At 65.5% G+C, this 23294-nt stretch carries 16 protein-coding genes; 9 read left to right on the top strand and 7 right to left on the bottom strand.

Features of this window, described 5'->3' with window-relative positions; genetic code table 11:
• Position 1: 1 nt before the first annotated feature.
• A complete protein-coding gene (locus BSF38_RS07070; RefSeq protein ID WP_076344263.1) occupies positions 2–940 on the bottom strand; it encodes a thioredoxin family protein in 939 nt (312 codons plus the stop codon).
• Between the two features lie 218 nt (positions 941–1158).
• Here BSF38_RS07070 and BSF38_RS07065 point away from each other — a divergent pair, with 218 nt between their 5' ends.
• Positions 1159–2502, top strand: a complete 1344-nt coding sequence (locus BSF38_RS07065; protein ID WP_076344261.1) for an RNA polymerase sigma factor — start codon at positions 1159–1161, stop codon at positions 2500–2502.
• Between the two features lie 22 nt (positions 2503–2524).
• Here BSF38_RS07065 and BSF38_RS07060 read toward each other — a convergent pair whose 3' ends face one another.
• The gene (locus BSF38_RS07060; RefSeq protein WP_076344259.1) at positions 2525–3586 is read right to left on the bottom strand and encodes an extracellular solute-binding protein; all 1062 of its coding nucleotides are present in this window, start codon (positions 3584–3586) and stop codon (positions 2525–2527) included.
• A gap of 192 nt (positions 3587–3778) precedes the next feature.
• Here BSF38_RS07060 and BSF38_RS07055 point away from each other — a divergent pair, with 192 nt between their 5' ends.
• Entirely contained in the window at positions 3779–5107 is a 1329-nt protein-coding gene (locus tag BSF38_RS07055; RefSeq protein WP_210405690.1) for a Gfo/Idh/MocA family protein, read from the top strand.
• Positions 5108–5268: 161 nt separating this feature from the next.
• On the opposite strand, the gene BSF38_RS07050 is transcribed toward BSF38_RS07055, so the two are convergent.
• Together BSF38_RS07050 and BSF38_RS07045 are read right to left on the bottom strand one after the other, a co-directional pair.
• Positions 5269–6030, bottom strand: a complete 762-nt coding sequence (locus BSF38_RS07050) for an SDR family oxidoreductase (protein WP_076344255.1) — start codon at positions 6028–6030, stop codon at positions 5269–5271.
• Positions 6031–6089: 59 nt separating this feature from the next.
• A complete protein-coding gene (locus BSF38_RS07045; RefSeq protein WP_076344253.1) occupies positions 6090–6698 on the bottom strand; it encodes a nitroreductase family protein in 609 nt (202 codons plus the stop codon).
• Between the two features lie 344 nt (positions 6699–7042).
• On the opposite strand from BSF38_RS07045, the gene BSF38_RS29850 reads away from it, so the two are divergent.
• From BSF38_RS29850 to BSF38_RS07025, 4 genes are all read left to right on the top strand, one after another.
• Positions 7043–9022, top strand: coding sequence for a peptidylprolyl isomerase (locus BSF38_RS29850; RefSeq protein ID WP_083712756.1), 1980 nt, complete (start codon positions 7043–7045; stop codon positions 9020–9022).
• A gap of 236 nt (positions 9023–9258) precedes the next feature.
• Positions 9259–9564 (top strand): hypothetical protein, encoded by a 306-nt coding sequence (locus tag BSF38_RS07035; protein ID WP_076344251.1) that lies wholly within the window; start codon positions 9259–9261, stop codon positions 9562–9564.
• Between the two features lie 44 nt (positions 9565–9608).
• A complete protein-coding gene (locus BSF38_RS07030) occupies positions 9609–12470 on the top strand; it encodes a heparinase II/III family protein (RefSeq protein ID WP_076344249.1) in 2862 nt (953 codons plus the stop codon).
• Positions 12471–12712: 242 nt separating this feature from the next.
• The gene (locus BSF38_RS07025; protein ID WP_076344247.1) at positions 12713–13510 is read left to right on the top strand and encodes a hypothetical protein; all 798 of its coding nucleotides are present in this window, start codon (positions 12713–12715) and stop codon (positions 13508–13510) included.
• A gap of 99 nt (positions 13511–13609) precedes the next feature.
• Here the strand turns inward: BSF38_RS07025 and BSF38_RS07020 are convergent, their stop codons facing one another.
• Together BSF38_RS07020 and BSF38_RS31940 are read right to left on the bottom strand one after the other, a co-directional pair.
• Entirely contained in the window at positions 13610–14215 is a 606-nt protein-coding gene (locus BSF38_RS07020; RefSeq protein WP_168189326.1) for a TlpA family protein disulfide reductase, read from the bottom strand.
• Positions 14216–14235: 20 nt separating this feature from the next.
• Positions 14236–17151: a fused MFS/spermidine synthase gene (locus BSF38_RS31940; RefSeq protein ID WP_076344243.1), complete on the bottom strand. Its 2916-nt coding sequence runs from the start codon at positions 17149–17151 to the stop codon at positions 14236–14238.
• A gap of 528 nt (positions 17152–17679) precedes the next feature.
• On the opposite strand from BSF38_RS31940, the gene BSF38_RS07010 reads away from it, so the two are divergent.
• The 3 genes from BSF38_RS07010 (at position 17680) to BSF38_RS07000 (ending at position 21763) form a co-directional block, all read left to right on the top strand.
• A complete protein-coding gene (locus BSF38_RS07010; protein ID WP_076344241.1) occupies positions 17680–18483 on the top strand; it encodes a TrmH family RNA methyltransferase in 804 nt (267 codons plus the stop codon).
• Between the two features lie 182 nt (positions 18484–18665).
• A complete protein-coding gene (locus BSF38_RS07005; protein WP_076344239.1) occupies positions 18666–20330 on the top strand; it encodes a SpoIIE family protein phosphatase in 1665 nt (554 codons plus the stop codon).
• A 62-nt stretch (positions 20331–20392) separates the two neighbouring features.
• A complete protein-coding gene (locus tag BSF38_RS07000; RefSeq protein WP_076344237.1) occupies positions 20393–21763 on the top strand; it encodes an alpha-amylase family glycosyl hydrolase in 1371 nt (456 codons plus the stop codon).
• Positions 21764–21796: 33 nt separating this feature from the next.
• On the opposite strand, the gene BSF38_RS06995 is transcribed toward BSF38_RS07000, so the two are convergent.
• Positions 21797–23245: a thioredoxin family protein gene (locus BSF38_RS06995; RefSeq protein WP_168189325.1), complete on the bottom strand. Its 1449-nt coding sequence runs from the start codon at positions 23243–23245 to the stop codon at positions 21797–21799.
• Positions 23246–23294: the final 49 nt, after the last annotated feature.

Below are 23294 nucleotides of genomic sequence, written 5' to 3'. Positions count from 1 at the left end.
GCTACTTGGCGGGCTCGCGCTTCGCCCGCTCGGCCTTGATGTCGGCGGCGGCCTTTTCGAGCCCCTTGCGCAGCTCGGAAATCTGAGCGGGCTGAAGCTTGCCTTGTGATTCGAACAGGGTCATGAAGGCGTCGATTTCCTTGGGCTCGAGCGGATAGCCGATGTTGCCGAAGGCGGCGTCGGCCGTGCCGTGCTTTTCCCCCTTGGCGTCGAGGACGACGAACCAGGGGATCCCCTGTGACTCCTTCGGCCGATACCGCTCCATGACTTCCTTGCCGTTCTTCATGCGATCGACGTCGACCTTGACGACGAGGAAATCGTGCTCCAAAAGCGCGGTGATATCTGGCTTGGCCAGGAAGTCTTCGAGCTTATGGCACCAACCGCACCACGGAGCGCCGAAGGTGAGGAAGACGCGTTTGTCTTCCGACGCGGCTCGCGAGAGGGTTTCGCGCACGAGCGCGTCGGCGTCCTTGGGCTCGATCTGCCACTTGGTGAGGAAGTCCTTCACCTTCTTCGGATCGTGGTGGTCGCCTTCTTCGAGCGGGCCGGTTCGCTGGCCGGTGAGGACCTTGCCGTCGGCGTCGAGCACTGCCAGAAACGGATAACCGACGCTCGAGTAATCCTTGGAACTTTGATCCAGATACGTCTGAGCGTTCGGCGCCTTGGTGTCGATCATCACCAGTTCGTACTCGTTGAACAGCAGCGACCGTATCTCTGTGTTCTCCTGGAACAGCGTGTGCAGCCTGTGGCACCAGCCGCACCAATCGCCGCCGAACATCAGGAGCACGCGCTTGCCATCATGCTTGGCGCGAGCCGTCGCCTTCTCGACCTGCACCTTGGCGTCGGCCTTGGCGTCGTAGATCGACTTCCGCTTCGCCGGCGCATCGTCGGCCCCAGCGGGCGAGCCGAACGCGAAGCTCAGACCGACAACGAGTGACAACCACACGATTCTTCGTCGTGACGAACCGACCGTGGACAATGACATGGCAGCCTCCCAGCATCAAGATGAGGGACCTCGACTCCCACGAATGTAACGGGCTCGCTCAGGCTCAACCACGAAATTCCGCGAATCGCCGGACGGCCGATGTGAGGATCGCGCGGGCTCGGGCACTATAAGGATATGAGCGGCCCCAAAAGACCGGAGATCGAGCGCCCGACATGACCGTTGAATCGCGCAGGACGACCCAGCGATCGCTCCAGGCTCTCCTGAGCTGTGGCGCGCTGGGCGCAAGGACCGACGTGCAACTCCTCGACCTGTTCCAAACCCGGCGCGACGAGACGTCCGACGAGGCGTTTCGCGTGCTGGTCGAACGGCACGGAGCGATGGTCCACACCGTTTGCCGACGCGTCCTCGGTGACTCGTGCGATTCCGACGACGCGTTCCAGGCGACGTTCTTGGTGCTCGTCCAGAAGGCTGGCTCGATTCGCAAGGGTGACTCGCTCGGCTCGTGGCTGCACGGCGTCGCCCTCCGGATCTCCAGACGGGCGCGCGACCAGGGCCGGCGGCGACGTTCGATCGTTCAATCAGCCGATCACGAGGCGCTGGCCCGCCATGCCGACCGCGAGGAGGTAAACCTCGATGCGTCGGCCGCGATCCATGAGGAGATCGAACGCCTGCCGTCGCGACTCCGCGAGCCGCTGATCCTCTGTTGCCTCGAAGGTCGGACCTACGACGAAGCGGCCCGGGCGCTCGGCTTGAACGAGCCCAGCCTGCGCGGACGCCTGCATCGCGGGCGAAAGAAGCTGGAAGCACGGCTCAAACAGCGCGGCGAACTGGGTCGTGAATCGCTCGGCTCCGCTTGGCTCGCGGGCGGTCCCGCACCGAAGCTCCTGAACGCCGTGGCCAGCCAGGCGGCGCGTTCTCTCGGCTCGTCCTTACCAATCCCAGACTCGATCAGCTCACTCGCAAAAGGAGCAATATTCGCCATGTCGATTTCATCGATCAAGTCGATGGCAGCCGCGACAGCCCTCGTCGGGGTGTTCGTACTCGGCACAGCCGTCGTCGCTCAACAAGGAAAGGAAGCGCCCACTGAATCGGCTAAGCGACCGGCCGAGCAGGCGCCGAGCACCAAGACTTCGGAACCTGCTCGTAAGCCGACGAAGGAGGAGATCGAGAAGCGAAACGCAATGATTGTCGAGGCGCTGGATCAACCGTTTCGTACCGCGTTGCCGAACCCGCTCACCCTGGAAGGTCTGCTCAAGACCATCAAGCAAGACTCGGCAAAACCGGGTTACTCGGGGATTGCGATCTACGTCGACCCGTTTGGGCTCTCGGAGGCCGAGCTAACCATGTTGTCCGAGCTGCCGGGCGACTGGAATCGATCCAACATGAACTACGTGCTCGAACAATCGTTGCGGATACTCAAGCTGGATTACTTCATCCAGGACGGATTCCTGATGATCAGTTCGAGCCAGAACGTCCTTCGGAAGAAGCTCGACTTGCTGGATAAGAAGCTCGACCGCGTCCTTCGCGCGGTCGAGCAGTCGAAAGCAAAAGAGTGATTGATGGATGTGTCGTCCGCTTTCAATCGGCGAACTCCCGGGCCAGGAAAGCCGCCGTGCGGTCCCAGGCGTCGGCGGCGGCCTGGAAGTCGGCGGGCATGGCGTGGACGGTCGCCGGGGTCTCGACGCGGGCTGGCTTGCGGGCACCCTTGAGCAGCGGGATCTGGGCGCTCGGGCCGTCGGCGAGACGGTCCTCGACGGCCGGGCTGAGGATGGCGTCGGCCAGCAGCTTGGCGGCTTCGGGGTGGGGCGCGCCCTTGAGCATCACCAGTGTGTTGGGGATGAACAGGGTGCCGAGCTGGTCGGCCTCGCGGTCGGGGTAGACGATCGCCACGGGAGCGCCGGCGTCAAGCTCGCCCATCGCGTCGTCGGTGTCGGTCAGGCCGAAGGCGAGCTGTCCCGAGCTGACGGCCGTGGCCACCTGCTTGTTGCCCGAGAGCACCTGAACGCCGTTGGCCTTAAGGCTCTGATAATAGGCCTTCGCCTTGTCGTCGCCCCAGGCCGCGAACAGGCAGGCGGCGTGCGTCGCCGTGGTGCCGAACAGCGGCTTGGCGATGCCGATCTTGCCTTTCCATTTCGGGGCGGCCAGGTCGGCGATCCCCTTGGGTCGGTCGGACTCCGGCACGAGCTTCGTGTTCACGATCAAGATCCGCGCCCGGCCGGCGAAGCCGTACCACATCCCGTCCGGGTCCTTGAACGTCGCGGGCGCCGCGTCGGCGTGACTGGGATGAAAGGGCTGCAACAACCCCTTCCGCTTGAGCCGGATCGTGTTCAGGATCTCGTTGTTCCAGAACAGGTCGCAGCGCGGCCGGACCGACTCGGCGATGATCGTGTTGACCAGCCCCACCGTCTTCGTGCTCTCGACGTCGTACTTGGGCCGCAGCGTGATCCCCACGCCCTTCGCGAGATCCTTGAGCACGGGGTCGGAGAACTCGCGATCGAGCGACGAGTAAACGACCACCGTCCCCTCGTTCTTCGCTTCCCCGCCGACCGCGGGCCAAAGGTACCCGAAAACCGCGAGAGCGACAGACGCGGGCAAGCCCAGAATCACGCAGAATCGCCTCGTTCGACCGTCGTATCGCATCGTCGCCGCCTCCCCTTGAGATTCCCTCTACGACAGAAGTCCTTGAAGCTAACGACCGTCGATGCGTCACGTCAACCGTCGGGTCGGCGATCGGCCTGACGTCGCAGCTTGGTTGCCCCGGGGCGAGGGGTCGGCTAAATTCGGCGAAACGAGGCGGCGGCTTGATTTCTCTCCCCTTGCGAGGCTCCTCCGATGATGTCCGAAACGAACGGTTCCCCCGGGTCGACCCGCAGGTCTTTTCTGGGAGGCGCCTCGGCGCTCGGCGCGGCGTTCGCGTTCCCGACGGTCATCCCCGGCCGGGCGCTGGGGAAGGGGGGCTTCGTCGCCCCGAGCGAGCGCATCACCCTGGGGGTGATCGGCGTCGGCCCGCGCTGTACGTATGATCTCGGCTCGATGCTGAAGCTGCCCGACGTCCATTGCGTCGCCATATGCGACGTGCAGGCCACACGCCGCGAGGCCGCCAGGAAGCTCGTCGACAAGGCGAACGGAAACAGCGACTGCGCCGCGCACCGCGATTTCCGCGAGCTGCTCGACCGCAAGGACGTCGACGCGGTGCTGATCGCCACGGGCGACCGTTGGCACGCGAACGCGTCGATGCTGGCGGCGAAGGCCGGCAAGGACGTCTACAGCGAGAAGCCTTGCGGCCTCAATATCCACCTGTGCCAGGCGCTCGCTGACACGATCAAGCAGACCGGCCGCGTGTTCCAGGCCGGCACCCAGCGACGCAGCGTCGCCAACTTCCAGCTCGCCGTGAAACTCGCCCACAGCGGCAAGCTCGGCAAGCTTCATACGCTGTTCGCCTCGGTCTACACGCCTTCCATCCTGACGAGCTGGCTGCCCGGCGAGCCGACGCCTCCCAAGGACGTGGTCGACTGGAACATGTGGCTCGGCCCCGCGCCCTGGCGTCCGTACAACAAGGCGTACGTCGCGGGCGGCTGGCGCGGCTACTTCGACTTCGACTCGGGCGCCCGGCTGCTCGACTGGGGAGCGCACACCGTCGACCTCTGCCAGTGGGCGAACAAAGCCGACGACACGACGCCGATCCGCTACGAGCCGACGCCTACGAACATCACGGCTCATTACGCCAACGGCGTGAAGCTGGTGCTCGACTTCCTTAAGACGCCGTTCGGCGAACGTCCCGGCTGGATCACGCCGCTGGGCACCTGCCCGGTCCGGTTCGTCGGCGACGAGGGCTGGGTCGAGACCGGCGACAGCGGCGGCATCGAGGTCCATCCCGCATCGCTCAAGAGCGAGTTGAAGGAGCTGACCGAGAAGACGCCTCCGATCGGCCTCGACGTCTCGGCCCACGCGCGCAACTGGATCGACTGCATCAAGTCGCGCGCCAAGACCGCCGCCAACCCCGACGTCATGCGGCACTCACACCTCGCTTGCCACGCCGCCGCGCTCTCGTGGACCCTCAACCGTAAGCTCGAATTCGACCCCGTCAAGGAAGAGTTCGTCAACGACGACGAAGCCAACGGCCTGCGCTCCTTCCCGGCGCGCGATCCCTGGCGCGTGTAGAGCGGGCTTCGATTGAATTACATGTGGCTCTGGGCGGCTGGTCGCAAGTGCCAAGAGCGGTAGGCCGTCGGAAGGGGGACAGGCACCGAGCGGGTGCTCTCGGAGCCTGTCCCCGTTGCGTCGCCTACCTCCGAGGCGTTCTGTTCCTCGCCGTTCGAAGCTCAGGAGGCTTGTTGCGTGTCGTTGTCGATCGGCAGCATCTGGCCGGAGATCGACTTGGCGGCGTCCGAGGCCAGGTAGACGGCCAGCGCCGCGACGTCGCGGGGATCGACGAGGCGTTGCAGTGATTGGTTCGACAGCGCGTCCGAGATCTCTTCCTCGACCGATCGACCGCTCAGGCTCGCTCGCCCCTCGAAGACCTTCTCGATGCGCGGGCCCGCGACGCAGCCGGGCAGGATAGCGTTCGCCCGGATGCCGAATGCGCCCAGCTCTTGGGCCAGCGTCTTCGTGAGGCCGATCAGCCCCCACTTCGTCGCGCAATACGCAGAGCGATTCGGATACCCGAATCGGCCGGCCATCGACGACATGATGATGATCACTCCGGCGGACGACTTTTTGAGGTGGGGGATCGCCAGCCGCGTCGTGTTGAAGGTTCCGGTGAGGTTGACCTGGACGACCTCGTCCCACGCATCCGGATCGTACTCCTCAACCGGAGCCGTCGGCCCCGCGATGCCCGCATTGTTCACCAGGACGTCCAACCCTCCCAGGGCCTCGACCGCCTGGGGAACCATCCGCTCGACGTCCGCGCGACGGGACAGATCGCAGACGGCGGTTCGCAAGCCCGGGATCTCATCGGCAAGGACCGCGAGGCCGTCGGCGTCGAGATCGACGACGAACACCCTGGCGCCGGCGGCCGCGAAAGCCCGCGCGATCTCACGACCGATCCCCGACGCCCCCGCCGTCACAAGAACACCTTGGCTCATGAATACTCTCTGAAAATTCCTTGCTTGTTCGCGAGCGACGTCGAGCCCGCCGGGTCGTCCTACTTCACGAGGTCGGACGCCTCGCCCCATCGGCCGCCGAAGACGAACTCGGGCAGCGGCCTTCGTTGGCGAGGCGAGAGATCGCGCGGCCGGTAGCTCTCGGGCAGATCGTTCACGTCTCCCAAGTATCCGATGGCGAGCCCGGTCAGCGGCCGGAAGTCGTCCGGTACTCCGTACAACTCGCGGACCCGATCGGGCAAGATGCCGATCATCTGGTGGACGTACAGGCCCCGGGCGGTCGCCTCGACGGTCAGGCTGGCGCTCGCGAGCCCGAGGTCGTGTTGGGCGGCGTCGTTCGGCTTGCCGTTGAGGGCGAACTTCAGGCTCGTGCAGCCGATCGTCAGGACGGGCGCGGCCTTGGCCCAGGGCTGGTTCCCTTCCACCAGGCACGAGAGCAGCCGCTCGAACGCCTCCGGGTCCGCCTTGGAAGCCGCGAGGTAGCGCCACGGCTGCTCGTTGTAGGAGGAAGCCGCCCAGCGCGCCGCCTCGAACAGCGAGCGGAGGTCTTCCTGAGAGACGGGCCGGCCGGCGAAGGCGTAGGGACTCCAACGCTTCGAGAGCAACTCCTGGATCGGATGATCCGGGCTGGCTTCCTTCGGAAGACTCATCTCACGGTCCTTCCTTTGAGATTCCGTCCAGGGCCGTCCCGCTATAGGAGGCCTCGTTGATGATAGGCTTCTCGGCATTCTAACCGCGCGAAGGAGGCCTTGCCAGAAATCGGTGTTTCGCTACTCTGTCTTGCGCGGGATTCCACGAACATCTCGTTCTCGAGCCCGAATGGACCGATCACGATTCAAGGCGGCCCCGGCATTTCTCTCGACGGGGCCGACGTCGAATCCTCTGGACAGTGAGCCAAGAGTGGCGACCGGCGTGCCAAGACCGGTCGATTGTGGATTTCGCGCCGGCGAGACCGAACGCCCGCCGGCACTCTCCAAGGATGGAGATTGGACACGTGAAGAAACAGACAATCGTCGCAGCCATGCTCGGCCTGGCCATGGCGGGGTGCGCCCATACCCGCAAGGCCGGGTCGCCCGATGGGCCCGCCGATCAACCGGTCGGCATGGTCCCGGTCCCTTCGTTGCACGACACGATCAACCGCGGCTTCGCCAACCCCGCCGTGGCGAGGACGACCCTTCCTGACCCCGCAAACCCCAACTGGTCGGCGCGTCCGTACCCGCCAGGCAGCCTCGCCCGAGGGGCGGCGCCCAGCGTGGCGACCACCGGCAAGTCTGTTGGCACCGGCGCGGCCGCGGTCGCAGTCGCGGCTCAGGCGCAACCGCCGGCGGAACTTCCCGCGCTGGCCCCGGAAGTCGGTTTGCACGATCCATCGACCATGCCGCGCGTCGCGTCCGGCGACCCGGCGGTCAGCCCATCCTCGATCCCCCAACCGCCCGCCGCCTCGGCGCCCGGCGAGGTCATCGACGTATCGCCCTTGCCTCCGGTCGCCGACACCCTCGACACGCCGGAGCTAGCGGCGCCTCCCGCGACGGAAGCCCACTCCGAGCCGGCCACGTCCCCGGCGAATGCGCCGAGCCCCGTTCCGATTCCTGGATCCAGCCCAACCGCTCCCGGCCAGCCCCCCGCGGCGGCGGCCGACCCCTTGCTCGGCCCCACCCCCGAACTGATGCCGTCGGCCCTCGACGGCCTCGTCTCGCCGGAAGTCCGCGATCCCGGTCCAGACAATCCGGCGGGCGCGCCCGCGACCCCGGCGGCGCCGGCCGCCCCGACCGAAACCTCTTCCTTGCCCGACCTGAGCCCCTCGCCTGCGGCGGGCGGGGGCGCCGGTCCCGCGCCGGCCGAGCCGACGACGGGCCCGACCGGCTCGACGAGCCCGACGGCCTCCGATTCCCAGACCCTCGCGGCGCAGTCCCCTGCGCCGCGCGTCGATCCCCACGTCCTCCAGACCTCGGCGACGACGGCGCCGGCCGCGGCCGACCGCGTCGACGACGTGATCGACCCCAAGTGGAAACGGGCCGGCGAGACCGCGGCGCGCGTCGGCGACGAGGTCATCACGATGCGCGAGCTGGTGATCAGCGTAAAAGACCAGATCCGGAAGCACGGCGTGAACATCCGTGAGATCCCCCGCGAAGAGATGAACATGCTCGCCCAGAACATCCTGGCGAACTTGATTGAGCGCTCCTTGATCTATCAAGAAGCGAAGCATCAGCTTAAAGACAAGAATATGAGCCACCTCCTCGAGATCGCCGACAAGGAGTGGACCGAGACGGAGCTGCCTCCGTTACTCCGCCAGAATCTGGTCGAGAACGAGCATCAGCTCAAACTGAAGCTGGAAGAGTCGCACAGATCGCTCGCCGCGCTCAAACTGTCGTACCGGCAAGACTTCATCGCCATGTGCTTCATCCAGCAGAAGCTCAAAGACAAGGTGAACGTCGAGCTTCCGGAAATGCTCAAATACTATAACGCTCATATGAACGACCAGACGAATTACCGCCCCGCGCGGATCACCTGGCGCGAAGTGGTGGTCGAGTCGGCCAAGCACCCCAGCCCGGCCGATGCGCGGCGCAAGGCCGACGCGCTGATCGCCCGACTTCAGAGCGGCGAAGACTTCGCCAAGCTGGCGCGGGCCGAGAGCGATGGTCCGTCGGGGGTCAAGGCCGAAGGCGGCCTGATGGAGACCTCGCCGGGCAGCTACGCCGTCGCCGCGGTGAACCAGGCGATCGAGAGCCTCCCCCTGAACACGATCAGCGGAGTCATCGAAGGCCCGTCGAGTTTCCACATCGTCCGGGTCGAGCAGCGCCGCGCCGCGGGGCCGGCCGGATTCGCCGAACTCCAAGACCAGATCCGACGCGAGATCTATACCGAGAAGACCAACCGCGAACGCCGATTGCTGCTCGCGAAGCTTCGTTCGAACACCGTCGTCACGAGCATGTTCGACGGCACCGAAAGCGACCCCAACGCCATCAAACGCTAACGACCGCTCTCCTCTCGAACGACCGCCTCGCCACGCTTCCTCTCCTATCCCGCCTCTCGATCTCGACGGCCGCTCCCTGCCCTGCGCATCAGGTCGCCGTTGCGTCTTCTGCGAGTCGAGGTTATCCTCTCAGGCGCATCGGGCGCCGACGTTCGCGTCGGTTCTGGATGGATCGAGTGAATTCGCACGCGCCGTCGTCGCCCCCGCGATGCAAGCGGCCTTTGGAGCCTCCCCCGATGGAGCCGCCCAGACGGTTTCGCTATCGTCCCATGTGCTCGGAGGCTGGATGCGACCAGCCCGCCGTCTACAAGATCGCCGCGGTCTGGAGCGACGGGACCAGCCGGGAGCTGAAGAACTACGGCCTGGCGTGCTCGGCCCATCGCGAACCGCAGTCGGCCCGCGCGAAGCGCCACCGCGATGAGCTGAAACTTCAGGACTGGGAAACCGTGGGCGACGTCCGCCTGTACCGTTTCGACCCCGACCGCCGCGACATCGACCTGGAATGCGTCGTCGACGGCCCCTCGGCCCTCGAAGCCCCTTGACCGTCGCAGCGCCTCGACACGGATGTTTCGGGAGACCGTCAAGGATGATCCAGCCCGCTTTGCGATCCCGCCGTCCACCTCGCCTCGCCGCCGTAATCGGGGCGTGCCTCCTCGCGGCCGTCGCCTCGCCGCCGCGTTCGGCTTACGGTCAGTCGCTCACCGCCCCCGCGAATCTCGCCGCGCGTCCGTCGACGCTCGGAGCGGTCGAACTCCCCAAGGCATGGCAAGACAAGTTCTGGCGAAGTCCCTCGGCTCAGGCGCTCTTGAAGCTGACACCCAAGCAAGTCGCCGACCTGGTGCCCGTCCAATCCGGAGTCCGGTTCTGCCGCTGCCCGGCCTGCGGCGTGGGAGAGCGTGAAGACCCGCTCGCCTGGAACATCGAAAAGCCTCAGGTGGTGACCTGCCGGCGGTGCGGCGTGACGGTCCCCAACGACGCCTTCCCAGCGAAGGTCAACAACGCGATCCCTGAGGAGAAGGTCGAGGTTTTGCCCGGCGTCTGGCACAGCTATCCTTACCACGCCGTCGTCGCCGAAAAGCTCGCGTATCCCGACGAGCGACTCTACCTCAATGCCAAACGCGACTACGAGGCGCGTGCGTATCTCGCCAAGGCGGCGCTTTACGCGGCGGTCGCTTCGCGCGAGCCGGACGCCGCGCGGCGGGACGCCCGAATGGCGCCGATCGCCTGCACGCTCATCCTCCGGTTCGCCCAGGTCTATCCCGCGTACGCCACGCATTACGACCAGCCCGGCGGATCCAAACACCTGCAACCGGCTCGGATGTCGCCTCCGTACCGGCGCGGCTACCAGACCGGCAAATGGGAATGGAACGGCAGCCTCGAAGTCCCAATGAATCTCGTCCTGGCCTACAGTCTCATCCGCGACGACCCGGCGTGGAAGGAGGCCGGCAAACTGCTCGGCTGCGCCACCCCGGCGCGAACCGTCGAACGCGACTTCCTCCTGGCGTCGGCCGAGCTGGCGCGCCGTCAGCCCGAGGAATTCACCGAAGACTCGCTGCACGTTTACCGAGGCATGCTGGCCGTCGGCAGGTTGATCGAAGATGAGAACTTGACGCACGAGGCCATGATCCGCGTCGAGGAGTTCACACGACGTGGATTCTACTACGACGGGTTCTGGCGGAACGCCGACGTCCGCAGCCATCGCCGCGTGCTCGACTTGCTCGACGGCTGGATCGAGGGAATCCTCAACGCCGAGCCGGCCGTGGCGGTTTCCCTTCGAACCGGCAAGACGCTCGGTGCCGCGACGCCGATGTCAACGCCCGACGCCGGCGGCCGACGGTCGCTCCTGGCGATGGTCGATCTGGCGCGGTCGGCAAGCGCGGCCGTCGCTTCTCGGCCCCCCGCTCCCCAGGTTCAACAGGCCTCATGGCCGATCGCGACGAGTCTCGAACCGGCCCGACGTCCAGTCTTGCTCGGTGGCGCGGGGCTGGCCCGACTGGCCGTCGGCGATCACGACGCGACGTTCGACGTCGAGCTGCGGGGCCAGGACAGCCTGGCGGCCCGGCATTTCCAGCGGCTGGCGTTCCGGATCAGCATCGGCGGCAAGCCGGTCCTCGACGATCTCGACGAGCGCCCCGCGACGTCGACCGGCTGGGAGCTTGCGACCGCTAGCCACAACACGGTGGTGATCGACGGTCTCAATCAGCGCGAGTCGCCCGAGGCGGCCCGGAGCGCCGCCCCCGGCAGCGACTTCCTGTTCTTCGCCGCCGACCCCGATTTTCAGGTCGCGACTCTCGACGACCGCTTCGCCTACCCCGTCTCCGCATCGCGTTATCGAGAGACCTTCGTGGTCTCGCGGTCGGCTCGAAGCCGGTACGCTCTGTCGGTCTTCGAGGTTCGCGGCGGCCTTCAGCACGACCAGATCTTCCACGCCGCGCCCGGGCGCAAAGAGCGCTGGCGGCTCGCGACGCCCGCGGAACCGGCGCCTAGCAGCCTGCTGCCTCCTTCCATCGTCCATGTCGCCTCGGCCAAGCCCGAGGACGGGCGGTGGTTCGTCCAGGCGTACGGCGAGTTTCACCCCCGGATGCGGAGCCGGGTGGCCGAGCCCTGCCAGGTCGTCCTGGGGGGCGGCCCGATCGCCTCGCAAACGAGGCTCGTGAGCCTGCGTGGCGACGTCTCCACGACTCCGACGCTGCGCCTTCATCTGCTGGGCGACATGCCGGCGACCCTGATCACGGCGACGAGCGCGGATTCTCCGGGCCCCGACTCCCCTGCAACCGCCGCCAGCGACGAAGGGGAGCGCGCCAGCCTGATCGTCCGTCGTCGTTCCGAGAATGGGGCGACGTTGAACACGGTCTTCGTGACCCTCTTCGAGCCGATCGAGGAAGGCGCGGCTCCGCTGACGAAGGTCGGGCGCGTCGAGTCGGTCGAGGACACCGTCGTCGTCCTGGTCGAGACGCCCGACGGTCCCGAACACTTGGTCATCAACCGCAACCCCGGCGACAAGGTGCAGGTCCAACTTGCGAATGGGCGGTTCGTCACGACCGACGGCGTCGCCGTGCGGGTGCGCGAGAAGGGCGTCGTGCTCGCCGGGGGCACGTACGCCGAGGCGGAAGGAAAGCTCGTCTCCCAGGTTCGCCTCACCGGCGCGATCACCGGAGTAGTGCGGCAGCGAAGCGAGCACGGACGTGGCTGGTTCGTAAGCCCCGAGAAGCTGCCTGGCGATCCCACCGTGACGGGGCGGACGCTGATCGTCGAGCACGGCGACGGTCGATACCGTTCATGGACGCTCGACTCCATCGAATCAAGCCCCGAGGGGACGAGGTTACACGTTCGCGAAGAGCCCGGCTTCCAGATCGACCCCAAGACCGGCGAGGCTCATTACTACCAGTTTCCCCGAACCGCTGCGCCGGGGCCGCACCGGTTTCGGGTCTCTCAGATCGCTCGCTAAAAAGGCTGGAATCATGTCGAAAGCAAAAAATACAACGGATATCGACCTTGACTCTTGACAATGCAAACGCATCGAGTAATTTCGAATTCGTCGGCTGTGACGCTGTTCTATCCATGCCTCTCCAGTCGACCGAGGCATCGGTCTCGATTATTTGGCCTCTTCTCTGTTCCGGCCCCGTCGGTCCGTAGAAATGCGGACCGACGGGGTTTTTTTACTGTCTCAGCGAAAGTCGAGAACTGCTGGTGAAAGCGACGACCTGGCGGCGTTCGAGCGACGACTATGCGATCGAGTGGGGAGGGCGCGCCTGGACGCTCGATTCGACCGGCGGCCGCCTCGGCCTCCGCGCGAGCGACGGCTCGACGGGCCGGTTTCTGGAGCTATCGGGCCTTGCCGCGACGGGCCGGCGCGCGGACGACGTGTTCCCGTCCGACGCCCTGGTCGGAATCGAGCTGTTCCATTCGCGCGTGCTGGCGACTTATTCGCCCCACGGCTGGAACGGGCTGACCGTCCGGGCCGCATGGGGCCCGAGCCTTGACGGCGACGGCCTCGACCTGGAGATTCAGGCCTCGGCGAGCACGGTCGGCGAGTTGCGGAAACTCGAAATCCTCGTCAGCTCGACGTGGGCCTCGGCTCGGCCGAGCGCGACGACGGTCGAACCGCGCGACCGCGGCTCGGCCCTCCTCAGCTACGACGGCCGCGAGCCGGCCGACCTGCTCCAGAGGCTGTCGACCACGCCGGTCCCCGCATCGGAGACGACGGCCTTCGCCCCCCTCGTCATCCCGGCCGACTCGACTTCCTACCTCGAAATGGTCCATCCCTACGACGCCTCGCGGAGACTCGTCGAGACCGTCGATCAGGGGAGCGAAGGGTCAGCGATTGCTTCGGTGCGCTACGCACTCTTCGGCTACGACCTGGAGAAAGGCGTCGTCCTACGCGGACGCCTGCGCGGCGTCTGGCTTCAGGGCCGGACCGCCGACCAGGCGACGGTCGATGACCATCACCGCCGCTTCCTCCACGAGCCGCCCCCGCTGGGGAACTAACTCGAATTCCCGCATCAGTAAGTGATTACCCTCCCCCACCGGGAGAGGGATGTTTGCGACGGTATTTCTTGATATCTGCCAGCACAGCGCGCTCGGTCGTCAGGAGCCAGCCGGCGCCGGCGACTTGGGAGGGACGGCGGCGACGGCTTCAAGACTCTTGACGACTTCGGGCCGGTCCCAGTCGTGGCTGCCGACGGTCGTGGCGACCACGCGTCCGTCGGGCGCGATGATGAACGTGGCCGGGATGCCGTCGGTCAGGAAAACGCCCGGCAGGCCGTCGGCGTGGAGGATCGTCATGGGCCATTGCTTGTCGCGCACGAACTTGCGGACGGTCTCGATCGAGTCGTCCGTCGCCACGCACACGAACGCGATGTTCTTGCCCTGAAACCGCGCATCCCCCGCGAGCCGGGCGATCGACGGCATCTCGCCGATGCAGGGGGGGCACCACGTCGCCCAGATGTTCAGAAAGACGGCCTTGCCGGCGTAGTTCGTGAACTTGACCGGCTGGCCGTCGAGGTCGTGCAGCGTCCAGTTGTAATCGGCGGGCTTCCCGGGAGCGGCCAGGTCGATCTCCTCGGGCGCCCTGGGACTCGCGACCAGCAAGTACACGACCCAGAACGCCAGAAAGAGTCCGCCGACGATCGGCCAGGTGTGGTCGCGCTTCGGAAGCGGCTCGGTCAAGGGCGAGGTCTCAGAATCAGTCACAAGCCGCTCTCCTTTCATTTTCAGTCGTTACCGCGCGTCTCGGCGACAGGAGCCAGCAGGTTTTCGACGGGTGCGTAGTCGTCGGTGAGAATGATGCCTCGCGACCGGCTCTTGAGCACGGTCTGTTCGTCTTCCGGACCGTAGGGAATCGGCTCGGTCCTACGGTGCTTGTGGTAGAACCGGGGATCGCCGACGCGACGGCCGAGTTCGGTCAGGTCAAGCGGCTGCTTCGATGCGACCACCACGAAAGTCTCGCGCGCTCCCGAGCCGATTTCTCGGTTGGTCCCGAAGATGTAGACGTGCGGAAACGTCAGCTTGGCCGTGGCGGTCCAGGAGCCCAGGAAACTGCCGTAGCGGTGCGCCTTGGCGAGGTATTCGTCGCGGATCTGTTCCTTCTCGGCGGGCTCGACGACCCTGCCCGCCACGACCTTGACTTCCTTGCTGTCTTCGTCGATCACCCTGTCGCCGGCCTCGATCTTGGCGATTTTCTTGTCCGCCTTCCTGATGGCCTCTTCGTCGGTTTCGTACGCGTCGATGATGTTGATCATGTAGACGCCCGTAGGGCTCATCATCTTGGCGATCTTGTCGTTGAACTCGCGGGTCGTGAGGTGCCAGGGGACCGAGAAGTCGTTGAATGCGTCGCCGAAGATGATGTCGTACTGCTTCTTGTCCTGGTTGCGCTCGACGAACTGGCGGGCGTCGCCCCAGATGGTCTTGATCGTCGTATTGGGGTCCAGGCCGGTGGCCATGTGATTGGCGCGCGTGACGGCCGGATCGATCTCCGCCACGTCGACCTCGGTGCCGGGGTAGATGTGTTGCATGTGGCGCTGGAAGGTGTACGCGCCTCCCCCCAGGAAGAGAGTCTGGAGGGTCGACTTCTCGACCTTCGGATACCACGACCGCGACTCCTCGGCGGAGATCTCGTCGTCGAGGTCGGACTTGGCGTCGGTCACGGGCGCCGGCTTGGCCTCGGTCTTGGGATTGGGATTGGCTTTGTCGTCAGCCTGCGCGTCGGTCGCGAAGACGTTGTCCGGCAGCGTCGAGCGGACCACGCCGGAGGCCGGGGTCGGGGTCGTCGACGGCGCGACGGTGATCTTGCCGCTGGCCTGGGCGGCCCGGTAGGCCACCAGCGCGTAGATGTGCTCGTAGTCGTAATCGAGGCGCTCGGGGTGGCCAAGAATGAAGTAGCCGTGGATCAGGTTGTCGAGGACCAACGTGCGAAGCTGGAGCTTGCCGTTCTCCTGGGGTTCGTTGTCCACCTTGATATAGTAATAGTTGCTCTCGTCGATCCAGGCCAAGGCGTCTTCCTTCGTGGTCGGGTCGCCCCGCTCCTCACGGATGCTCCACTCCTGGCCGATCTTCTCGGTCCATGCGGCGGGCAGGAACGCGATGACGCAGAGCCCGAGCGGAATCCCCGCCCAGACCGCGTGCCAGACCGTGCCCAGGATCGTCGCGGCCAGCGCCAGGACGGCGGCCAGCACCAGCAGCACCCCCTTCGTCCCCAGCACGTCGATGAGGTAGAACCCCGTCAGGAAGGTGCCCAGGATGCTTCCGACCATGCCCCAGGCGTAGACCTCGCCGATCGCGGTGCCGGTCCGCTTGAATCGCTTGAGCCGGTCGACGGCCAGCTTCGCCACGACCGGACTGACCGTCCCCATCGAGACGGAGGGCAGGAAGAACACGGCGACCACCACGAACAAGACCCGGTACTGCCAGGTCAACGGGATCGAGGTTCCGCCGAGGTCGATCTCGGTCAGGCTGATCGCGCGGCTGAGCAGGCTGGGACGAATACCAAGGTCCAGCCAGTCGCGAAACCAGCGGGGCATGTTGTCCAGGAAGAGGATCGCAAGCGTGAAGATCGATGCGATCATGAACAGCCAGCTCGCCTGCTTCTCGCTCCGGATGTGGTTGGCGACGCGGCCTCCCAGGTAGTTCCCCACGCTCAGGCCCGCCAGCAAGACGCCGATGACGCTCGTCCAGCCGTACACGCTCGATCCCAGGTGGCGCGTGACCAGTCGCCCGGCGACCATCTCCATCGCCATGAATCCCAGGCTCGCCAGGAACGCCAGCGCCGCCAGATCCTTGAGGCTCGGCCGAACGGCGGCCTGATCATGGTGGTCGACGCCCATGGCGGTCACGGCTTCCGCGGCGCGCGACGACGACCAGAGCGAGCCGACGGCGACGATCGCCAGGCCGACCGCCGTCAGGTTGCCGAGGACCGCAACGTAATTCAGGTGATACCCGCCGAGGTCGATCCCGCCGACGCCCAGCATCCGGATCAAGGGGGCGATCGCCCCCAGCCCCAGAAGCAACCCGGTGAGCCCCCCCAGCGCCTTGCCGGGGACGCCCGTGCTGAGCGTCGCGGCCATGAGCGCGAGGGCGGCGGCTACGACCAGGACGATGACCGAGGTCGGAGCCAGGGAGATCAGGACGAATCCCGCCAGGAACGTGCCGGCGATCGACCCGACCGCGCCGCAGAAATAGACGTCGCCGATGGCGCTTCCGGCCCGTTGCGACTGCTCGACTGCCATCTTGGCCACGACCGGCCCGATCATCCCCAGCACCGTGGCCGGCAGCAGGAAGTCGAGCGTCACGACGATGACCGTGCGCAGCTCCCAGTTCAGAACGTCGGGCGACGGGATGATATGGGCGATCTGCGAGTTCACCCAGAGGGCGCTCAACGTCAAAAAGGCGCCAGTCGCGAACAGCGGACCAACGGCTTGACGCGGCTCGACGCGGTCGGCCAGTCGGCCTCCCAGGACGTTGCCGAGGCAGATGCCTCCCAGGATGATCCCGATGACGCTGGTCCAGACCGTCAACGACGATCCAACGTGTTGCGCCACCAGCCGGCTCGACACCAGCTCCAGGATCATGATGCAGAGACTACTGAAGAACGCCAGGGCGTAAGGCGACAAACGGGCAGCCAAGCCGACCATACCGCGAGCTCTCCTCATACGTCGAAATCGCCAATCCCGGTTCGGCGCGACTGAACATCCCTGGCGAGCGACCAAAAGTAAGTTGACCGGCCTACACGATAGCCGAGCGAACAGGGTTCCCACAACCAAGTACCAGATCCGAGAATATTCGTCGCCGACAGCAATTTGCGGCCGATCGCGGAGGCCGTCGGCGCGGCGATGGCCCCAGACTCTCCGGCCTCGTTGGGTCGTCGATCTCACCACCTCGTGATCCCACGCGATCGATCTTTACAAGTTTTGTAATTCCTCTATGCTCCCCAAAGTCAGGATCGCGCAACGCCGCGGCCGGGCTGGTCGCTTTTCGGACGAGGCGTTCACGACCGTATAGCGGTTTTCTTTTGAGTGGCCCCCAGCGATGGGTGGCTGTAGCAGAATGCCACAGCTGCGAGGGCCGAGGTGCCTCTCCCGTGGCGTCGCATCGCTCCTCCACAGCCTCCCAACATCTGCGGTCCCGCATGCAACTTAACTGTAAGCCGCGGTAAGTGGACGATGACTCCCGAGCTGATCACCGACCTGGACGATCCCCGAATCGCCGTCTACCGCTCGCTCAAGGCGACGAACCAGACGCGCGACTTCGATCAGTTCGTGGTCGAGGGGGAGAAACTGGTTGAACGACTTCTGGCCAGCCGATTCCCAACGGCCTCGGTGCTCGTCACCGATCGCCGCTGGCCTCGGCTGGCCGCCATGGTTCCCGACGACGTCCCCATCTTCCTGATCCCGTTCGAGCTGGTCCACACTCTCGTCGGGTTTCCCTTCCATCAGGGTGTTTTGGCCTGCGGCCGTCGCCTTCCTTGGCCCGACTGGCGATCGCTCTGGACCGGAGCCGCGGAGTCTTTGACTCTCGTGGTCTGCCCCAAGGTCAGCAACCCGGAAAACCTCGGCTCGATCGCCCGGCTCGGCGACGCCTTCGGAATCGACGGCGTTCTCGCGGGGCCTTCATGCCCCGATCCGCTCTCCCGGCGCGTGCTTCGCGTCTCGATGGGCTCGGCCCTTCGGGTGCCCATCCTGGTCTCCGATCGCCTGCCCGAACTCGTGGCCGAGATCCAGACCACCCTCGGCGTGACGTTCCTCGCGGCTGAGGCCGAGCGCGGCTCGACGCCGTTCGAGGCCGTCGATCGGCCGCGACGCGTGGCTTTGGTGCTCGGCGACGAAGACCAGGGGGTCGAGCCCGAATGGGTCGCGCGGTGCGCGCGATCGATCACCATCCCCATGCCGGGGGGCGCCAGCTCGTTGAACGTCTCGACCGCCGCCGCGATCCTGCTCTACCACTTCACGAAACCCGCCGCTTCCTGAAACGCTTTTCCTGGCCTGAGCCGAGGGAGTTCGTCCTCGATCGAACGAATCGATGCTCGTGACGCTTTCGAAACAAAAACTCGATAAGGGGTAAACTCGTGCCCGTCACGTGCGTTCTAATAGGAGGGGAAGGGCCGCTTTCTCGCGAATCGGCCGGAGGTGAATCTTGAGGACCGCGTGTCATGGTTCGTGAGCAGGAGAAGGTTCCGATCCTCCAGGTCGTCGTCGGCCCGAACTCCGGACGCGTGTTCCGGCTTGATCGCGAGCTGACCCTGATCGGTCGCAACCAGGACTGCGACGTCGTCCTCGAACCGAAGTCGGTCTCGCGCCGGCACGCCGAGGTCGTCCGCCGCAACGGCGATTTCCTCATTCGAGACCTCGCCAGCACGCGCGGAACGATCGTCAACGGCGAGCGGCTGTCCCATCCGATCGCGCTGCACAACGGCGCCAGCGTGGTGATCGGCGAAGTGACGCTGCGGTACCACAGCCAGGCGGTCCAGATCCAGACCGGCGAGGACGATCAGTCGACCGTCTTCGCGGCGATCGACTTGACCGCGCGGAACGACCGCGCCATCCCGATCGTCAAGCCCGAGGAAAAGCTCCGCGCCCTCCAGCAGATCAGCCAGGTCTTCGGCGGCACGTTGGTGCTCAACGAGTTGCTCGACCGCGTGCTTGGCTCGCTGTTCGACATCTTCCCGCACGCATCGGGCGGATTCGTCCTGCTGGTCGACGCTGTGACCGGAGCGTTGACCCCCGAGGTCGTGAAAGTCCGCAACGGGCCGACGAGCGAGGTGACGATCAGCAAGACGATCCTCGAACGGGTCCTCGACGACGGTCTGGCAATCCTCAGCAAGAACGTGCCGGCCGAGTTCGCCGAGAGCAAAAGCGTCTCGGAAAGCCGGGTCCGCTCGCTCATGTGCGTGCCGATCGTCGATCAAAAGCAAAAGCCGATCGGCGTCGTCCAGATCGACGCCGACGACGGTCGCGGCAAGTTCGACGAGGAAGACCTCGACCTCCTGGCGGCCGTCGCCAGCCAGATCAGCGTGGCCGTCCAGAACGCCCAGCTTCACCGCGATCTGTTCAAGCAGCGCGAGATCGAGCGCGAGCTTCAATTCGCCCGCCAGGTCATGCAGGCGCTCCTGCCCGAGCGCCCGAAGTCGGTTGCGGGCTACGAATTCTGGGACTGCTACGAGCCGGCGCGACACGTCGGGGGGGATTACTACGGCTTCATCCCCATGTTCGGCCCTACCGACGATCGCGCGGCGCCGCCCAAACGATGGGCGATCGCCGTCGGCGACGTCGTCGGCAAAGGGCTCCCCGCCGCGCTCCTCACGGCCCGACTTTCGGCCGAGATCAGCCTCTTCCTTCAAGCCGAAACCGACCCCGCCGCCGTGGTCACCAAGCTCAACCGCCGACTCGACGAGAACGGCGTGCTCGACATGTACATCACGTTCTTGCTCGTCATGCTCGACGTCGAGACCCACACGCTCCAGATCGTCAACGCCGGCCACCCGCTCCCCTTGATCCGCCGCGCCGATGGAACTCTGCATGAGGTCGACCGCGAACACTCCGGCCTGCCGCTCGCCATCGACGGCGGCTCGGTCTACACCGCCTACAAGACCACGCTCGCGCCTGGCGAGTACGTCGCGCTCTATACCGACGGCGTCACCGACGCCTTGAGCCCGGACAACGTCCGCTATACCGAGGACCGGCTGCGCGACCTGCTGACGCAGACCCCGGGCGCTCCTCACGAAGCCGGCGAAATGGTCGTCGAGAAGGTCCGCGAACACGTCGCCGGCCGCGCGCAGTTCGACGACATCACCCTGGTCGTCTTCGGCCGCGTCTGAACGGCGCACGGAAATTGCTTATCAAAGACGACTCGAATTTCATTCTCCCGCGATGGGATCAAATGATGCAGCTCGCCTGGATCGCCGGCCTTTTCGTCGCCTTCCCCGACCAGCCGCGCCCTTGGGTCGACGAGGTCGTCTACGGCGTGATCATTGAGAAATTCTTCGACGGGGACACTTCGAACAATCACATGAAGGATCGATTCATCAAGGATCGGTCGAAGTACGAGGGGGGCTTCTGGGGAGGCGACCTCAAGGGCGTGATCGACAAACTCGACGACCTGGCGGGCCTGGGCGTCACGTCGATCCTGCTTTATCCCGTCATGCAGAACGACGACGCGCCGATCGCGAAGTACCTGCCGACCGGCTACCGACCGATGGACTACGAACACGTCGACAAGAACTTCGGCGACACGGCGACCTTGCGCGCGCTCGTCGACGCGGCCCACGCCCGCAATCTGCGGGTGATGCTCGACATGCCGATCACGCTCCCCGGATTCCATCACCCGTTCCTCGCCGACCCGGCGAAGAAAGCCTGGTTCGGCCCCAAGAGCGAGTACGGCGTGCCTCGTTGGAGAGCCGAGAATCCCGAGGTCGCCGACTACTTGATCGGCGTTTGCGAGCGCTGGAAGGAACGGTCGAACTGCGACGGATTCCGGCTCGACTCCGCCCACCTCCAGCCGGTTTCCTTCTGGAAGCGGTTCGTGGCCGAACTCAAGGCCGCCCCGCCGACCAAGCCGTTCGTGATCCTCCCCGAGCTGACGGTCAATCCGCGTCAGATCGGCAAGTTCATCACCGAGGCGGGTTTCGACGGGGCGTACGACTTCAGCGTTTTGCGGGCCCGCGACGTGTTCGGCAAGGGCGAGGACGTCGGCGCGCTCTCGTTCATCGCCCGCGAGGCGAAGCAATTCTATCCCGCGCCGCGCACGATGCTCGCGCCGATCGACAACTACGAGAAGGCGTTCGCGACGATCGCCAAGGAGCCGAAGGCCGCGCGAACCCTGCTCGCCCTCACCTACATCCTCACGCTCGACCGCGTCCCGCTCCTCTACGCCGGGAACGAGCTGGGCGTCGCCTTCAGCGAAGTCGGCGGCGCGTTCCCCGCCGATCGAAACACCTCGCCCTTCCTCCGGAAGGTCAAAGCCCTGATCGCCCTCCGCAACCACGAGCCCGCCCTCCGCCGGGGCGATTTCACCGAAGTCGTCGCGCGCGATTCGGTCTACGCGTTCCTGCGGACGTTCGGAGACGACCGCATCCTCGTCATCCTCAACGGCTCCGACCAACCGCGCGACTTTGCGGCGCCGATCGGCGATCGCGCGTGGCGAGACGGCCTGCTCGTCGATCTCCTGGACGGCCGGACCGTCAAGGCCTCGGGCAGCGACGAGGCGGTTCGGGTCAACGCCTTCGGCTCGCGGATCGTCAAGGTTCGATAAATCGCGGAATTCGACGCTGCCGATCAATGGTCCTCATTGACCTTTCTTCTGGTCACCGCGAGCGATCGACAGCTTTTGTTTGATGAACTTCGACACATCCTCGCTTTCGCCGTCCGTCTTGGTCCGCCCCAGAACTTCCTCGGCCTGCGCGGCACATGAGACGGCCTCGTCGCGACGGCCCGCCTTGCCCAGGACCATGGCCTTCTCGGAGAGGAGGTTCGCCCGATCCAGGGTCTTCAGCGCCTTCGACTTCAACGCGGCGTCGAACGCGCTACTGGCCTCGTCGATCCGGCCGAGTTTGCCCAGAAGTCGGCATCGGAAGACTTCGGAGTCGAGCCAATGGTCCGACCCTTCCTCAACATAGCGTCGTGATCGATCCCAGGTTTCGAGCGCGTCGGCGTTGCGCTTGGCGCCGGTCAGCATGACAGCTTTGTCCCTGAGGAACCGCCACTCCGCGTCGCGATCCGCCGCCACCTCCGCAATGAGTCCGTCATAGACCGCCGCCGACTCGTCGATCCGATCGAGCTGCTTGAGGTCGTACGCGATCCGGCCTCGAATACCCCGCTTCTCTTCGGCCGAGAAAAGATCGTCCTTCAAGAGCTGATTCGAGTAAGCGAGGGCCTCTTCATAGCGTTCGCCCCATTCGAGATGGGTGCGTCGAGCATTCTGCAACCGCTTCCGCACCTCGACCGTCTTCGCTTGGCCGAGTTCCTCATCGATGAGCTTCAGCGCGGCCGCGGCTCCTCCCTCTTTCATGGCGACTTTGAATCGGACTTCCATCGCTGCGAGTCGGGTTTGTTCCTCCTGATCGCCAAGCATTCCGAGATACTTGTCTCGGAGCCCAACGGCGTTCGTTTTGTCGAGATCGAGAATCTGGTCGATCTCCGGACGGTAGAACCGGACCAACATGTCCACGCGTCTCTCGGCCTGGCCCGTCTCGGCAGCCAGCGCCGAGAGCGCCGCGTCGAGACGCCGCGCCTTCTCGATCCCTTGGGCTCCCATAGCTTTCGACAAGGCCGCGTCCCGCGCCTCCCCCGCCAGCCGATACTGTTCCACATGCTGAGCGAATTCCAACGGCCCCAGCCCGATGGACCCCGTCATCGCATAAGGACGTCCGGTCGCATCAGCCAGAAACACGGTGGGAAAGGCGTACACCCCATACTGTTCCTGCCAGGCGATGTATGGCTCGCGCTGAGCTTCGGGCAGTTCCTCTTGGGTCTTCGGGTATTCCAACTTCACCAGTACGAACCGTCCCGTCCGATCGAGAAACTCGGGTCGACTGAGAACGTCCTTCTCGAAGTCGACGCAAGGGCCGCACCAGGAAGTCCCCGTGAAGACGATGAAGAGTTCCTTACGTTCCGTCGCCGCGAGACGCCGGGCCTCGTCCAGACTCGTCAGCCACTGCTCGCCGGCTTCCAATCCACCGGCGCAAAACAGAAGGAATCCAATGAGAGCGGCACGGCAAAGGCGAGACTTCGGCATTCTTCCACCTCGCATGGAAATGAAGAGCCCAAACCGAACGACGCCTCTC

Source organism: Paludisphaera borealis (genome assembly GCF_001956985.1).
GTDB classification, from domain to species: Bacteria; Planctomycetota; Planctomycetia; order Isosphaerales; family Isosphaeraceae; genus Paludisphaera; species Paludisphaera borealis.
This window is presented reverse-complemented; position numbering and strand designations above follow the sequence as displayed.